Genomic DNA, 14,245 nt, shown 5'->3' with positions numbered 1-14,245 from the left:
ATCTTTCCGGCGGACAGCAGCAGCGTATCGCCATTGCCCGGGCGCTGGCGCTGCGCCCTCGCGTGATGCTGTTTGATGAGCCCACCTCGGCGCTCGACCCTGAACTGGTTGGCGAAGTGCTGGACGTGATTAAAAAGCTCGCCCGATCCGGCACCACGCTGGTGGTCGTCACCCACGAGATTGGCTTTGCCCGTGAAGTCGCGGATCAGGTGGTGTTTATGGTTGACGGGAAAATTGTTGAGCAGGGCAGTAGCGACGAGGTGTTGAACCGTCCGTCGCATGCGCGAACGCGCCAGTTTCTGTCTAAAGTGCTGTAAGGAGCGCAGATGAAATATGGACTTCTGGCGGGGCTGGTCTTCACGACGGTGAGCCACGCCAGCATTGATGTGAAAGCCAACGAGCAGCCGCTGCCGATAACGCTTGATCCGCAGGCGGTGGCGAAGATCCCCGCGAACTACGCATTCGTTGAACCGGGTACGCTGACGGTGGCCATTTCAGCCCTCAATTCGCCACCGCTGGCGCTGCTGGCAAGCGATAACCGCACGCGCATCGGCAGCGACCCGGATATCGCTCGCCTGCTGGCGGGCAGTCTTGGGCTAAAGCTGAAGCTGGTGCCGACGGCGTGGGAAGACTGGCCGCTGGGGATCAGTTCCGGGCGCTACGACGTGGCGCTGGTGAACATTGCGGTGACCGAACAGCGCAAAGAGAAGTTTGATTTCGCCACCTACCGCGTCGATTCGCTGGCGTTTTCGGTGAAATCCACCAGCGAGATTCAGTCAATCAAAAGCGCGGAAGATCTGGCAGGGAAAAAGGTGATTGTCGGCTCGGGTACCAATCAGGAGCGCATACTGCTGGGCTGGAACGAAGAGAACAAAAAGGCGGGGCGGACGCCTGCGCTGCCGGTCTATCTCCAGGACGATGCCTCCGGCAATCTCTATATTCAGTCCGGCAGGGCAGACGTGTTCTTCGGGCCTCAGTCAGTCTCGGCCTACAAAGCGGCGCTCACCGGAAAAACGCGCGTCGTGGGATTAGGGCCGAAGAAGGCGTTTGTAGCCACCACCACGAAAAAGGGCAATGAGCTGGTGTACGCGCTGCAGGCCGCGCTGGACGGTGCGATCAAGCGGGGAGAGTACCAGAAGGTGCTGGCGCGCTGGGGTGAACAGGGCGAAGCGGTGGCGCAGTCGGAGGTCAACCCGCCTGGGATAACCTATTAATGGTGCTCTACACTTAGGGTTTTCATTCCTGAGGGGGCAACATGATTAAACTCTATGGCGTACCCGGCTGGGGCTCGGCAATCAGTGAAGTGATGCTAACCCTGGCTGATATCCCTTATCAATTTATCAACGTGGACGGGTTTGACCAGCCCGGCCCGCAGCGTGAGCTGCTGCAAAAACTCAACCCGCTGTGCCAGGTCCCGACGCTGGCGCTGGAAAATGGGTCCATCATGACGGAAACCGCGCCCATTGCCCTGATGGTGCTCGACCGTTGCCCGGATCTTGCCCCGCCCGTCGGCCAGGCCGAGCGCCAGCAGTTTCAGCGTTTGCTCATCTGGTTTGTGGCGAACGTCTATCCCACCTTTACCTATGCCGATTATCCGGAACGCTGGGTGCCCGACGCGCCGGAGCAGCTGAAGAAAAACTGCATTGAGTACCGGAAATCACTCTATCTGTGGTTCGATAGCCAACTTACCGCCTCACCTTTTGCGCTGGGGAAGCGGCTGACACTGCTCGATGTCTATATTGCGGTCGCGCGCACCTGGGGGCCACGGCACGAATGGTTTGCGGCCAACACGCCAAAGATCACCGCGATCGCAGATTCGGTGTGTGCGCTGCCGGAACTGCACAAGGTGTTAAAGGCAAACGAGATTATCTGATAACGTGGAACGCTCACCCACAACAGGAAGCCTGCAAATGCCACACGTAGATATCAAATGTTTTCCCCGCGATCTGAACGATGAACAAAAAAACGCTCTGGCGGCGGATATCGCCGAGGTGATTACGCGCCATCTGAACAGCAAAGACCGCTCCATTTCGGTGGCGCTGAATGAAGTTCAGGAAGCCGACTGGAAAGCGCAGGTCTGGGATACCGAGATCGGACCGAAGCTGGACGAGCTGATCAAGAAGCCTGGGTATTCGATGTAAGGTTTGCCGGGCAGGCGCGAACGCTACCCGGCGTTGAAACTACAGCGCCGACCTGCGGTACGGCGCATAGTCCGCCTGCCACCAGGTTTTTTCGATTTGCGCCAGCAAGGTCTCGTCATCCATTGCCGCCGCAACGCCTTGCTCAATCGCTGCCCGGGCGACCGCAAACGCGATATTGCGCGACACGGTATCAATGCAGTCGACGGGAGGGAGTAATCTACCTTTTTCAGTGGTGACCAGCGGCGATTGCGCCGCCAGGCTGCGGCTCGCCACCATCAACATCTCTTCGGTAACCCGCCGCGCGTTGCTGGCCAATATCCCCAGCCCCAGACCGGGGAAAATGTAGGCATTGTTACACTGGGCAATGTCGTACTGTTCGTTCTGCCAGAATACCGGCAAGAAGGGGCTACCCGTCGCAACCAGAGCGCTACCCTGCGTCCATTCGATCAGATCCTGAGGTTGCGCCTCTGCGCGTGATGTTGGATTAGAGAGGGGCATAATAATAGGGCGCGGGCAGTGGCGGTGCATCTCTTTAACTATCGCTTCGCTGAACAGCCCCGGCTGACCGGATACGCCAATCATCACGGTTGGATGGGCATTTCTGACCACCTCCATCAGCGAAATATTGCACGATTCCACCTGCCAGTCGCGAATGGCTTCCCGCGCCGTAAGCAGGTTTTTCTGGAAATCGAGCAGGTTGGTCATATCGTCGGTCAGTAAGCCAAAACGATCGACCATAAAGATCCGGCTGCGGGCCTCGGCCTCGGTTAGCCCGTCGCCGACCATCAGCGCCACGATTTTTTCGGCTATACCGCATCCGGCAGAGCCGCTGCCGAGGAAGACCCCGCGCTGATCGCGGATGCGGGTTCCGGCTGCATGGGCGGCTGCAATCAGCGTGCCGGCCGTGACGGCAGCGGTTCCCTGAATATCGTCATTGAAGCAGCACAGCTGGTCGCGGTAACGCTGGAGTAACCTGGTCGCATTTTTTTGCGCAAAATCTTCGAACTGCAGTAAAACAGTTGGCCAGCGGGCTTTGACGGTACTGATAAACATATCCATAAATTCAGCGTATTGCTCGTCGCTGATGCGTGGATGACGCCAGCCCATATACAGCGGGTCGTCCAGATGTTGCTGATTATTGGTGCCGACATCCAGCATAATCGGCAACGTTGAGGCCGGATGAATACCACCGCACGCGGTATACAATGACAATTTACCAATCGGAATACCCATTCCGCCGATCCCCTGGTCGCCAAGGCCCAAAATACGCTCTCCGTCAGTTACCACGATCACGCGAATATCATTACGCGAGAAACTTTGCAGCATTTCATCGATGCGATGGCGATTCGGCCATGAAATAAAAAGCCCGCGCGCCCGACGATTGATGGTAGAGAAATGTTCGCAGGCTTCACCGACCGTTGGGGTATATATGATCGGCAGCGTCTCCTTCATATGTTTCCGCAACAGATTGTAAAACAGGGTCTCATTGGTGTCCTGAATATTACGCAGATAAACGTGGCGGGAAATATCACTTTTGAAATGACAGAATTGTACCCATGCGCGTTCGGTCTGCTCTTCAATGGTTTCAACATTATGCGGTAATAAGCCGTGCAGATTAAAATTATCACGTTCCTCTTTAATGAACGCGAGGCCTTTATTCAGTAATGGGTTTTCCAGCAGTACTGCGCCGTTATAAGGCGTATACAGCACTTCTTTGCGAGACATGGTTGACTCCTGAAATAGTTAAAACGGATTAAATAAGATTTGCGAAGCAGGTCTGTTCTTAAGCGCGTTTATGTTTTTATTTAGCGCTAATCTAGCGGTTAAACATCAGGGCGGTGGTGATAAGGGTCACACTCTGTCTGGTTTTATTAATTTCAAAATACCGGGCGATGAATAACTTTACTTACAAAAAGATGAATTAACTTTATAAAATGAAACCATTGCGGTCTTCACATTTCTGGCTGAATGCCCATGCTAATTTCACGCTGAACCATTTTATCAATGGCGATTTAAAATTATTAAATATAAAGAATATTTTTGAACACGGGAGTTATCGGTTTTTACTCCTGTTTTTATATCCGAACCTACTAATCAGGTGATTATATGAAAGATAATCCTGTATCGACTTCTCCGGTCTCCTCGCGTTTTACGTTAGGGCTGAGTAATGCCGAAGTGGGCGCCGTCCCACTGATGTTGTTTGTGGGCATTGCGACCATCGTGGCGACGTCCGCATGGGCGGGGCTGCTGCCGAAAAATATGATCGGTGGACTGGCGGTGATCATGACGCTCGGTTTCGCCTTTGCCAAAATCGGTCGTCAGATCCCGCTGTTGAAGGACATCGGTGGCCCGGCCATTCTCTGCCTGATGGTGCCATCCATCCTGGTCTATTTTGGCGTGTTCGAAAAACAGACGCTGGATACCGTACACCTGCTGATGAAAGAGGCGAATCTGCTCTATTTCGTCATTGCCTGTCTGGTGGTGGGAAGCATTCTGGGGATGAACCGGGTGCTGCTTATCCAGGGGATGATCCGCATGTTTGTACCGCTGGTTGTCGGGACGCTAATGGCGGTAATGAGCGGGTTAATCGTCGGCTCGCTGTTTGGCTATACGCCTTACCACACCTTTTTCTTCATCATCGTGCCGATTATTGGCGGTGGGATTGGTGAGGGCATTTTGCCACTGTCGCTGGCGTATTCGGCCATACTCGGACAAGCGCCTGACGTTTACGTCGCACAGCTGGCACCTGCCGCCGTCGTCGGTAATATCTTCGCCATCATCTGTGCGGGTACGCTAGCGCGTCTGGGAACGAAACGTCCTGCACTTTCGGGAAACGGCATGCTAACCCGCAGCAAGGACGATCAGAATCTGTTTGCGGGGACGCAAAGCGTTCAGCAGACGGATTTCCACCTGATGGGGGGCGGGCTGCTAATGGTGTGCGCATTTTTCATCGTCGGTGGCCTGTTTGAAAAACTGGTGCACATTCCTGGTCCGGTGCTGATGATCCTCATCGCCGTGCTGTGTAAGTATTTCAGGGTGATCCCCGGTTCCATGGAACAGGGGGCGCACAGTTGCTATAAGTTTGTCTCGGCAGCGCTGGTCTGGCCGCTAATGATTGGTCTGGGCATGCTGTACGTGCCGCTGGAGAGCGTGGTGGCGGTCTTCTCGGTGGGCTACGTTGTGGTGTGCGGATCGATCGTGATTGCGATGGCGCTGAGCGGCTATTTTGTTGCATCGCGTCTGAATATGTATCCCGTGGAAGCGGCTATCGTTACCTGCTGCCACAGCGGGCTGGGTGGGACAGGGGACGTGGCGATTTTATCCGCCTCTAACCGCATGTCGTTGATGCCGTTCGCGCAGATCGCTACCCGTATCGGCGGCGCATCGACGGGGATTTTTGCCACGCTGCTGATGGGCTGGATAATGGCGCACTGATTCGAAATATCAGGAGACTGAATCGCAACGGCATTTTGTGAATGCCGTTGCGGGTCAGCCCTTTATAAAAGTCGCCGCGCTGGATAGAATTACCCCATCCACAGCGACCGGATACACCACTATGACCACCCGAGTCGATTACCAGATTGAAAAATATCTCCTTACCGAAGCCGCCGAGCCGGAACGCCTGACGCGCCAGTGGGCAGAGGTGCTGGAAGAGTGTCGTGAGCAAAAATCCGGTGCTGAGGAGCGCTTGCGCCTCGCGCTGCTAAATGTGGATTATGTGACCAGCTTCGAGCTTCCCTTCAGGCTTCTCCTCACCCGTGCGCCACAGCTGATAGACGGCGTCAGAAACGAGCTGCAGCTTAGTCAGAAAAATGTTCTGTTTAACGGCAAGCGCTTTGGCTGCGTCTATAGCCTTAAAAAGGATCTCAACGGAATACCTGACGAGTTTACCTATCAGTTGAAAACGCGGATCCAGCGCAGTGACGCGACAGGATGCAATGAAGTCCCTTACCGGCAAATCGCCCTGCAGGTGAAAGCGCCCCGCGAACGACTCAAGCTGGCGCTGGAAAACGGGCTGTCCGTGACGGCGCTCGACGGGCTTTTCTGGTTTGGTATTCAGCGCATCGCGGCGGATGTTCAGAGGTTAAGGAGAATGGGCGTGCGCATTGTGACGTCGGAAACCGAGGTCTTTGATACGCTTACAAAGACCAGCCGGCGGGTTCCTGTTTATAGCCTTGCTCGCCCGGAATGAGTATCAGCCGCTGACCAGTCGACCGCATCAAACAAGACGGAAAATTGCGGCCAGTTTTTTTACAGCGTCTTCTATTTCCCTCTCCGTATAGGCAGCAAACCCCATCAAAAAACCGGTGGAGCCGGGGGGACCTGCATATAAACCGGTAAGCCCTAATATATCAACGCCCGCATGGCGAGCGGCGGCGGCAATCTCTTTCTCAGATATACCGTGCTTCAGGAGACAAGGCATCTGCATTCCACCCGCTGGCGTTATGCACGCAACATAATCAGAAAGATACTCTTCCATCAGGCTAGCCAGTTTGTCGCGACGAGCAACATAAACGCTCCGCATCTTGCGAATGTAGGCACCAAAATGCCCACCTTCCAAAAATTTAGCCAGCGTCAATTGGTTTATTGAGGCTGTATGGCCATCCATTAATGTCCTGGCCATGGTAAGGGGCTCTGTCAACTCTGAGGGAACGATCATGTAAGCAATACGTAACCCAGGGAACAGGGCCTTGGTGAACGTGCCGATATAAATTGTCCGATGGTAAGCATCCAGCCCCTGAAGACAGGCCATAGGCTTTCCTTCGTAGTGAAACTCACTGTCATAGTCATCCTCAATGATCCAGGCCGAGTGACGATTTGCCCAGTCAATGACAGCCAGCCGTCGGTCAAGAGAGAGCGTCCCCCCGGTAGGATACTGATGGGAAGGCGTAAGGTAGATAGCTTTGGCTGGTTCGGCCAGAGAATTAAGACCGTCAACTGAGATGCCTTTTTCATCAAGAGATACCGGAATACGGTGCAATCCTGCGGCGTTGAACGCTTTGTGTGCCCCCTGATAGGAGGGATCTTCAATGACAATGCCATCCCCGGTGTCCATCAGCACGTGGGAACAGAGCGCTAGCGCCTGCTGAGAACTTGTCAGAATGATGACCTGTTCTGCACTCGCCCGTGTCCCGCGCTCAAGATTGACATATTCCACGATTGCTCGCCGCAGGCGCTCCATACCCTGCGGAGGGCTTTGCGCTAATATCTGGTGCTGATATTCCTTCAGGACCTGCCGTTGAAGACGTTCCCAGGTTGGAATGGGAAACATGCGGGTTTCAGGAATACCGGGTGCCAGCGGACGGGGTGAGGAAAATTCGCGGATCCCGCCGCTTTCATAGATGACTTTTCCACGGGCACTGAGTTTTGCTTTTCGTGTTTCAGCGGTTGGCTGGCGCAGTCGAGAGCGAGGTTTTAAAAACCGCGCGCTGGAAGAGACAAAGCTTCCTCGGCCTGTTTGCCGCTCAATAAAACCTTCCGCATGCAGGCTGGAATAGGCTGCTTCAATCGTATCCCGGGAAACACTCAGTGAGATAGCCAGCGCACGTGAAGCAGGAAGGGCCTTACCGTTAGATAAGATCCCTTCCAGTATCAGTGTCCGTATCGCTCTCTGGATTCTTTCGTGAAGCGGTAGCGAACCGTTTGCAGGATCGATGATCCATGCTTTAACCGTTTCAAGCTGCGCGTGCTTAAACATTACGTTGTCCACTTTTCCTCTGTGTCTCTTGATTCTAAAGCAATATTGCGGACAGCAGGATGAAGAATTGGTCTGCATTTATGGCAAAAATTGGCGGGGAAAAACGTGCCATTCAGCAAATACACTCTTCCTGAAACAAATAACGGATAAGGAAAGAGGCAATATGAACAATACGAGCGTGACGGTTGAGGCAGTTAAAGAACGTGATTTTGAAAGCTGGATGCCACTGTGGGGTAAATACCAGGAATTTTATAATGTCGACCTCTCAGGGGCCGTCACTCAACGAACCTGGCAACGATTTTTCAGCCCCGTAGAACCGCTATTCTGCGTGGTGGCGCGATGTGATGGAGACGTAGTGGGTTTTGCGCATTATCTTTTTCACCGTTCGACCTGGGCTGAGAGCGATTACTGCTACCTCGAAGATTTATATGTCTGTGAGACCATCAGAGGCAAACACGTTGGCAAACAATTAATAGAATATGTTCAGAAAGAAGCAAGGAAACATCATGCCGCCCATCTTTACTGGCATACGCATGAAGCCAATTATCGCGGGCAACGATTGTACGACTGGATTGCGAAAAAAAGCGGGATGATTGAGTATCGTATGCACGTGAGATAAATCCCTTAGCTGACATGATGCCCCTTAAATCTATACGGGGCATTTTTCAGGGGAAACCCCACATGTTCTTATGATTTCGCCTGTAAAAGTATCTCCATCAGCCCCGGAAAGCGGGCGTCAAGATCCTCTCTTCGCAATGAAATCATATTTTCCCGCCCCTGCGGGCGCTGCCAGATAACGCCGCTGTCGCGCAGTACGCGCCAGTGGTGTGTCATTGTCGATTTCACCACATCTTCCGGACGAAGGGCATTACAGCTGAGTTCACTGCCGTCGGCCAGCCTGCGAATTATCGAGAGGCGGAGCGGGTTGCCGAGGGCGAACAGCACGTTTTCCAGGAGTATTTGTTCAGGTTCGGGGTGGTTTGGGATCATGGTTTTCCTGCGTGAAATGTCAGATTGAGCTATATCAACAATAGGTCAATCGTTAAAAAATAGTTCGATAATACTCGTACAATAGGACTATTATAGCAAACGAACGAATATACGACCATCCCGGTCGTCACAATACAGTCTTGAAGACTTAAGGAAATATCATGCCCCGACCCATCCCCCTCGAACGTTATCGCAACATCGGTATCTCCGCGCATATCGATGCCGGTAAAACAACCACCACTGAGCGCATCCTGTTTTATACCGGGATGAGCCACAAGCTGGGTGAAGTACACGATGGCGCGGCAACCACCGACTGGATGGCTCAGGAGCAAGAGCGCGGTATCACCATTACCTCCGCGGCGGTCAGCTGCTTCTGGCCGGGTATGGACCGGGGGTTTGAGCCGCACCGGATCAACATCATCGACACTCCGGGGCACGTGGATTTCACCATAGAGGTGGAACGTTCCATGCGCGTACTCGATGGTGCCGTGATGGTGTATGACTCCGTGGGCGGCGTACAGCCGCAGTCGGAAACCGTCTGGCGTCAGGCTAACAAATACAAGGTTCCACGCATTGCGTTCGTCAACAAAATGGACCGTCCGGGTGCCGATTTCTTCCGCGTCGTGCGGATGATGCAGGAACGCCTGAAGGCCAATCCGGTGCCGATTGTGATCCCGGTTGGCGCAGAAGAACATTTCACCGGCGTGGTGGATCTCATTAAGATGCGCACCATTCTGTGGGACGATGCCACTCAGGGCATGGCGTTTAACTATGCGCCGGTACCTGACGATCTGCTCGGTACCGCGCAAGAGTGGCGCGAAAAAATGGTCTCTGCGGCGGCGGAAGCAAGCGATGAACTGATGGATAAGTACCTGGAAACGGGCAATCTTGATGAAGCTGAAATCATTAAAGGGCTACGTATTCGCACCATTGCCGGGGAAATCCAACCGATGCTGTGCGGCAGCGCCTTCAAAAACAAAGGTGTGCAGCGCATGCTGGATGCCGTGATCGAACTGATGCCGTCGCCGCTGGACGTCCCCGCCATTGATGGCGTGGATGAAAAAGGGCAGCACGCGGAACGTCATCCGAGTGATGACGAACCGTTCTCGGCGCTGGCATTCAAGCTGATGAGCGACCCGTACGTCGGGCAGTTGACGTTTATCCGCGTCTACTCCGGCGTGCTGCGCAAAGGCGACGCGGTGTATAACCCGGTAAAAGGGAAGAAAGAACGTATCGGGCGTATCGTGCTGATGCATGCGAACGATCGCCACGAGGTGGACGAACTGCGCGCGGGCGATATCGCGGCCTGCGTGGGTCTGAAAGATGTCACGACCGGTGACACGCTGACCGACCCTAATGCGGTTATTACGCTTGAACGTATGGAGTTCCCGGACCCGGTAATTTCTCTGGCGATCGAGCCGAAAACCAAGGCCGACCAGGAGAAAATGGGTATCGCGCTGCAGCGTCTGGCGGCGGAAGATCCGTCTTTCCGTCTCCACACCGACGAGGAGTCTGGCCAGACGATTATCTCCGGGATGGGCGAGCTTCATCTGGAAATCATCGTCGACCGCATGAAGCGTGAGTTTGGCGTGGAGGCAAATATTGGTCGTCCACAGGTAACCTACCGTGAAACCCTGCGTAAAGCGGTGAAGGACATCGAAGGCAAATTTGTCCGTCAGTCCGGCGGTAAAGGGCAGTACGGCCATGTGGTGCTCAGCCTTGAACCGTTAGAGCCGGGCAGCGGCTTTAAATTTGAAGATGCCACCAAGGGAGGCGTGGTGCCGCGCGAGTATATTCCTTCCGTTGAGAAAGGACTGCGTGAGGCCATGAACTCTGGGGTGCTGGCGGGATATCCGGTTGTGGATGTGAAAGCCACCCTGACGTTTGGTTCGTATCACGACGTCGACTCCTCGGAGATGGCCTTCCGCATGGCGGCGATCCTGGGCTTCAAAGAGGGCGCGCGTAAAGCGGATCCGGTTATCCTGGAGCCCGTGATGCACGTGGAGGTGGAAACGCCGGAAGAGTACGCCGGTAATATTATGGGTGATCTCTCTTCCCGTCGCGGCATGGTGCAGGGGATGGCAGAGCAGTACGGCAGCCAGATTATTCGTGCTGACGTGCCGCTGGCAGAGATGTTTGGTTACGCCACCACCTTGCGTTCTATGTCACAGGGACGCGCGACGTACACGATGGAGTTCCATCATTTTGCGGAAGCTCCGCGGAATGTTGCGGAAGAGATTATTTCGCGGCGTTCTAAGTAGTTAATTAATTGCACATGGTAGTCGTTAGGCTACCATGTGTTTTTATTAGTACGACTGGGAGCTTATGCCTGTTGCTTAATTAGCGTCGCCGATCGAACTTTCCATTTTCCTTGTTCTTCAACGAGACAATCCGCAACAACATGATCTTGCTTCTTACCAAACGCGATATAGACGTTTGTGCAAACGGCGTCAAAATCAGAATGTAAGACGGTTATCTGATGCCAGTCATCATCCCAGTCCTGTGCTTTGATAAACATATCCGCGTCGGGCATATCTTTTTCATTACTGTCGCCTGAATACAATTCTTTAACTGCTGCAATTGTCCCAGAGGCAACGTAATCATTCATAACGTCTGGATTGAGTACGGGCGGTTTGTTCTGTTCTAACTGCGCGATATACCATTGATTGAATTTAAGCGCTGCCTGGCCCGGTGTATAAATGTTTTCTGCGACCGCGAGCGGAGAAAGGGTGAAAAGTAATAAGTAGAGTGGTTTCATTAATCATGCCTGAACAGTTCGTAATGAGGTTGTATGTTGCGGTAAGCCTGTCCTGGATACAGGGTGCGTTGTACAAAATCGCTGATCCACTGCTGACCATCGTATATGCAAACGTGCCCGCTATCGTGACCCACTATATTTTGGATAACGGCTACGTCACCGGCATGAGGTTGATCGTATACCAGGCGGAATCCAGCGTTGACCAAGGTACGGCCCATATCTTTCGCCAGACGCGTATTGGGGATTTTTAATCTTCCCCCGTTCTGATCGCTTCGGTGACGTAGCGAGCACAATAACCGGTGCTCTTCGGTTGGGCGTGTGATTTGGCATACGAGATTGCGCCATCTTTATTCCATGACATTGATATTTCCTTAACGCGTGAGTGCTAATGCAGCAACTCCGGAAATATCCTCAGTTTCACAACGCAATAGTAAACATAAAATGCCATAGAAATTTTATATAATTCAGACGCATATGTTTAAAAAATCAATCCAACGCCTTCACAATCTTCCCACTCGCCACAAACGTCCCGGCACCAAGATGATGCAGGGTGTTCAGCTTATCCCCGTCAAACTGCCAGCGGCCAGCGACAAACGCGCGTTCGTCTGCTGCTGCTGAAACCACTTCACCAAACAGGGTGTCATATTTTTCTGCCGCAGAAGTTACAGGTAATAACCGGCACTCCATCCACGCCAGACATTTCTCTTCAATAACCGGCAGGCCAAGTTCAGGACCGTTCACGACCGGGATCCCATAGCAGTTGAATTTGTCTTCATCGCGTCCGCTGACGCTACCGACCGCGTATGTCCAGTTGGCCGCTGCCACGCCGGGTATGACGATGCCAAATTTCCCGCTGCGCTCAATCAGCTCACGTGACCAGGTACTTTTATCCACGACGATCGCGATGCGCGGCGGTTCAAACTCAACGGGCATTGACCATGCGGCGGCCATCACGTTGCGTCTGTCGAGGCTTTCATCCCGACTGGTGATAAGCACAGTCGGACCGTGGTTCAGCAGACGGCTGGCATGACGTAATTCAACAGGGCGAAAGTGATTCATAGAAGCTCCTTATTTACTTTGATGAGTATGACGAAAAAGCACGTAAATCAAAGTGGACGCATAAAATTAGTTTATAAACAAAACATCGCAATCAAAGGAAACTGATGAATGTCCCCATTTCTGACCGCCTATTTCGCTCGCATCGGCTGGACGCAACCAACCGCTGTTGATATCGACATGCTGCGCGCGCTGCATTTACACCACAACGGCGCGATCCCGTTTGAAAATATTGATGTCGTTCTGCCGCGAGAGATCCACCTTGAGGATCAGAATCTGGTCGACAAGCTGGTCTCCGCGCGCCGCGGAGGCTATTGCTTTGAGCAAAACGGCCTGTTCGAACGCGTATTGCGCGAAGTTGGCTTTACGGTACGCAGCGTGCTGGGGCGCGTCGTTCTGGCAAATCCGCCGCAAATGCCGCCGCGCACGCATCGCCTGCTGCTGGTGGAGCTTAACGGTGAGCGCTGGATTGCCGACGTAGGGTTTGGCGGCCAGACGCTGACGGCGCCGATTCGTTTGCTTGCCAATGAAGAACAAGAGACGCCGCACGGGCTGTATCGTCTGCTGAGTGAGGGTAACGACTGGGTACTGCAGTTCCGCCACCACGAGCACTGGCAGTCGATGTATCAGTTTGACCTGACGACGCAGTATTTCAGTGATTACGTTATGGGGAATTTCTGGTCGGCGCACTGGCCGCAGTCGCATTTCCGTCACCATCTGCTGATGTGTCGTCATCTGCCGGATGGCGGCAAGCTGACGCTAACCAACTTCAACTTTACCCACTGGCAAAATGGCCATGTGGAGGAGCAGATCCATTTGCCGGACGCTGAAGCGCTTTACCGACTGATGCAGGAACGCTTTGGACTGGGCGTTGACGATGCAAAACACGGATTTTCACTGGCTGAGCTCACGGCCGTGATGGCGGGTTTTGAAACGCAGGGAAAATAACTCACTTCATTATCGGCCGCGAAACTCGCGTCGATAGCGGGAAGGTGAGGTATTGAGCAGATTGTGAAAGTGACGGCGTAAAGAGGTCGTCGAGGGAAAACCGACGCGCTCGGCAATGTCATCCACAGGCTGGTCGGTTTTTTCGAGATAGCGCTGTGCGACGATGATGCGCTGGTTGAGTAGCCAGCGCGAAAAACTTTCCCCCGTGGTTTGCTGGAACCGCCGGGTAAAACTGCGTCGGCTCATGCAGGCTTTCTCCGCCACGCAGTCCAGCGTGAGTGCGAGCTGGAGATTCTCCGTCGCCCAAGCCAGCGCATCGGTGAAATAATCCCCGCGACGCGTATTCTGAACCGGCAGCTCGACATACTGTCATCTCTCTGAATTTTTCCGCACTTCATAAAACCAGTCACGTTTCAGGTCCATAGAGTTTGTGGCATTCCGTGGTGGAATTTTCTTCTGCAAAACGGCATGCTTCAGTCTTAATCGCCCGGTGGCGGCTACGCCTTACCCGGCCTACAAATCCAACATATTCCTGAGATCCCGTAGGCCGGGTAAGCGCAGCGCCACCCGGCAAGAACGGTGCACAATTGCCGGGTGGCGGCTACGCCTTACCCGGCCTACGGGTTTTGTAGGCCCGGTAAGCGAAGCGCCACC

The 14,245-nt window shown here is 53.7% G+C and carries 15 protein-coding genes and 1 pseudogene; 10 read left to right on the top strand and 6 right to left on the bottom strand.

Annotated elements, in window-relative coordinates; translation table 11 throughout:
- From ENTMO_RS0100535 to pptA, 4 genes are all read left to right on the top strand, one after another.
- Positions 1-317 (top strand): ATP-binding cassette domain-containing protein (locus ENTMO_RS0100535; protein WP_010426152.1); only part of this gene is annotated, 317 nt, incomplete at its 5' end.
- A 9-nt stretch (positions 318-326) separates the two neighbouring features.
- On the top strand, positions 327-1,214 hold the full coding sequence (locus ENTMO_RS0100530) for an ABC transporter substrate-binding protein (RefSeq protein WP_010426151.1): 888 nt from the start codon (positions 327-329) through the stop codon (positions 1,212-1,214).
- Between the two features lie 41 nt (positions 1,215-1,255).
- Entirely contained in the window at positions 1,256-1,873 is a 618-nt protein-coding gene (locus tag ENTMO_RS0100525; RefSeq protein WP_010426150.1) for a glutathione S-transferase family protein, read from the top strand.
- Positions 1,874-1,910: 37 nt separating this feature from the next.
- On the top strand, positions 1,911-2,141 hold the full coding sequence (pptA, locus tag ENTMO_RS0100520) for a tautomerase PptA (RefSeq protein ID WP_010426149.1): 231 nt from the start codon (positions 1,911-1,913) through the stop codon (positions 2,139-2,141).
- Between the two features lie 39 nt (positions 2,142-2,180).
- Here pptA and ENTMO_RS0100515 read toward each other — a convergent pair whose 3' ends face one another.
- Positions 2,181-3,866, bottom strand: coding sequence for an NAD-dependent malic enzyme (locus ENTMO_RS0100515; RefSeq protein ID WP_010426147.1), 1,686 nt, complete (start codon positions 3,864-3,866; stop codon positions 2,181-2,183).
- A gap of 381 nt (positions 3,867-4,247) precedes the next feature.
- Here ENTMO_RS0100515 and ENTMO_RS0100510 point away from each other — a divergent pair, with 381 nt between their 5' ends.
- A complete protein-coding gene (locus ENTMO_RS0100510; RefSeq protein WP_010426146.1) occupies positions 4,248-5,576 on the top strand; it encodes a 2-hydroxycarboxylate transporter family protein in 1,329 nt (442 codons plus the stop codon).
- A 121-nt stretch (positions 5,577-5,697) separates the two neighbouring features.
- Complete coding sequence (locus ENTMO_RS0100505) at positions 5,698-6,333, top strand: ECs1377 family protein (RefSeq protein ID WP_010426145.1); 636 nt, start codon at positions 5,698-5,700, stop codon at positions 6,331-6,333.
- Between the two features lie 27 nt (positions 6,334-6,360).
- Here the strand turns inward: ENTMO_RS0100505 and pdxR are convergent, their stop codons facing one another.
- Positions 6,361-7,839, bottom strand: a complete 1,479-nt coding sequence (gene pdxR, locus ENTMO_RS0100500; RefSeq protein WP_010426144.1) for a MocR-like pyridoxine biosynthesis transcription factor PdxR — start codon at positions 7,837-7,839, stop codon at positions 6,361-6,363.
- 163 nt (positions 7,840-8,002) lie between these two features.
- Here pdxR and ENTMO_RS0100495 point away from each other — a divergent pair, with 163 nt between their 5' ends.
- Entirely contained in the window at positions 8,003-8,458 is a 456-nt protein-coding gene (locus ENTMO_RS0100495; protein WP_010426143.1) for a GNAT family N-acetyltransferase, read from the top strand.
- A 68-nt stretch (positions 8,459-8,526) separates the two neighbouring features.
- On the opposite strand, the gene ENTMO_RS0100490 is transcribed toward ENTMO_RS0100495, so the two are convergent.
- The gene (locus tag ENTMO_RS0100490; RefSeq protein ID WP_010426140.1) at positions 8,527-8,829 is read right to left on the bottom strand and encodes an ArsR/SmtB family transcription factor; all 303 of its coding nucleotides are present in this window, start codon (positions 8,827-8,829) and stop codon (positions 8,527-8,529) included.
- 161 nt (positions 8,830-8,990) lie between these two features.
- Between ENTMO_RS0100490 and fusA the strand changes: the two genes are divergently transcribed.
- Positions 8,991-11,090, top strand: coding sequence for an elongation factor G (gene fusA / locus ENTMO_RS0100485; RefSeq protein ID WP_010426139.1), 2,100 nt, complete (start codon positions 8,991-8,993; stop codon positions 11,088-11,090).
- Positions 11,091-11,152: 62 nt separating this feature from the next.
- On the opposite strand, the gene ENTMO_RS0100480 is transcribed toward fusA, so the two are convergent.
- Positions 11,153-11,587, bottom strand: a complete 435-nt coding sequence (locus ENTMO_RS0100480; protein ID WP_010426136.1) for a DUF3828 domain-containing protein — start codon at positions 11,585-11,587, stop codon at positions 11,153-11,155.
- Positions 11,588-11,592: 5 nt separating this feature from the next.
- Here ENTMO_RS0100480 and ENTMO_RS26845 point away from each other — a divergent pair, with 5 nt between their 5' ends.
- Positions 11,593-11,838, top strand: coding sequence for a hypothetical protein (locus ENTMO_RS26845; protein WP_324292037.1), 246 nt, complete (start codon positions 11,593-11,595; stop codon positions 11,836-11,838).
- A gap of 235 nt (positions 11,839-12,073) precedes the next feature.
- On the opposite strand, the gene ENTMO_RS0100465 is transcribed toward ENTMO_RS26845, so the two are convergent.
- On the bottom strand, positions 12,074-12,646 hold the full coding sequence (locus ENTMO_RS0100465; protein ID WP_010426134.1) for a flavin reductase family protein: 573 nt from the start codon (positions 12,644-12,646) through the stop codon (positions 12,074-12,076).
- A 108-nt stretch (positions 12,647-12,754) separates the two neighbouring features.
- Between ENTMO_RS0100465 and nhoA the strand changes: the two genes are divergently transcribed.
- Entirely contained in the window at positions 12,755-13,591 is an 837-nt protein-coding gene (gene nhoA / locus ENTMO_RS0100460) for an N-hydroxyarylamine O-acetyltransferase (RefSeq protein ID WP_010426133.1), read from the top strand.
- Positions 13,592-13,600: 9 nt separating this feature from the next.
- Here nhoA and ENTMO_RS23570 read toward each other — a convergent pair.
- Positions 13,601-13,960: pseudogene (locus ENTMO_RS23570) on the bottom strand (helix-turn-helix domain-containing protein); the annotation flags it as partial.
- Positions 13,961-14,245 lie beyond the last annotated feature (285 nt).

The organism is Enterobacter mori LMG 25706, assembly GCF_000211415.1.
Classification (GTDB): Bacteria; Pseudomonadota; Gammaproteobacteria; order Enterobacterales; family Enterobacteriaceae; genus Enterobacter; species Enterobacter mori.
This window is presented reverse-complemented; position numbering and strand designations above follow the sequence as displayed.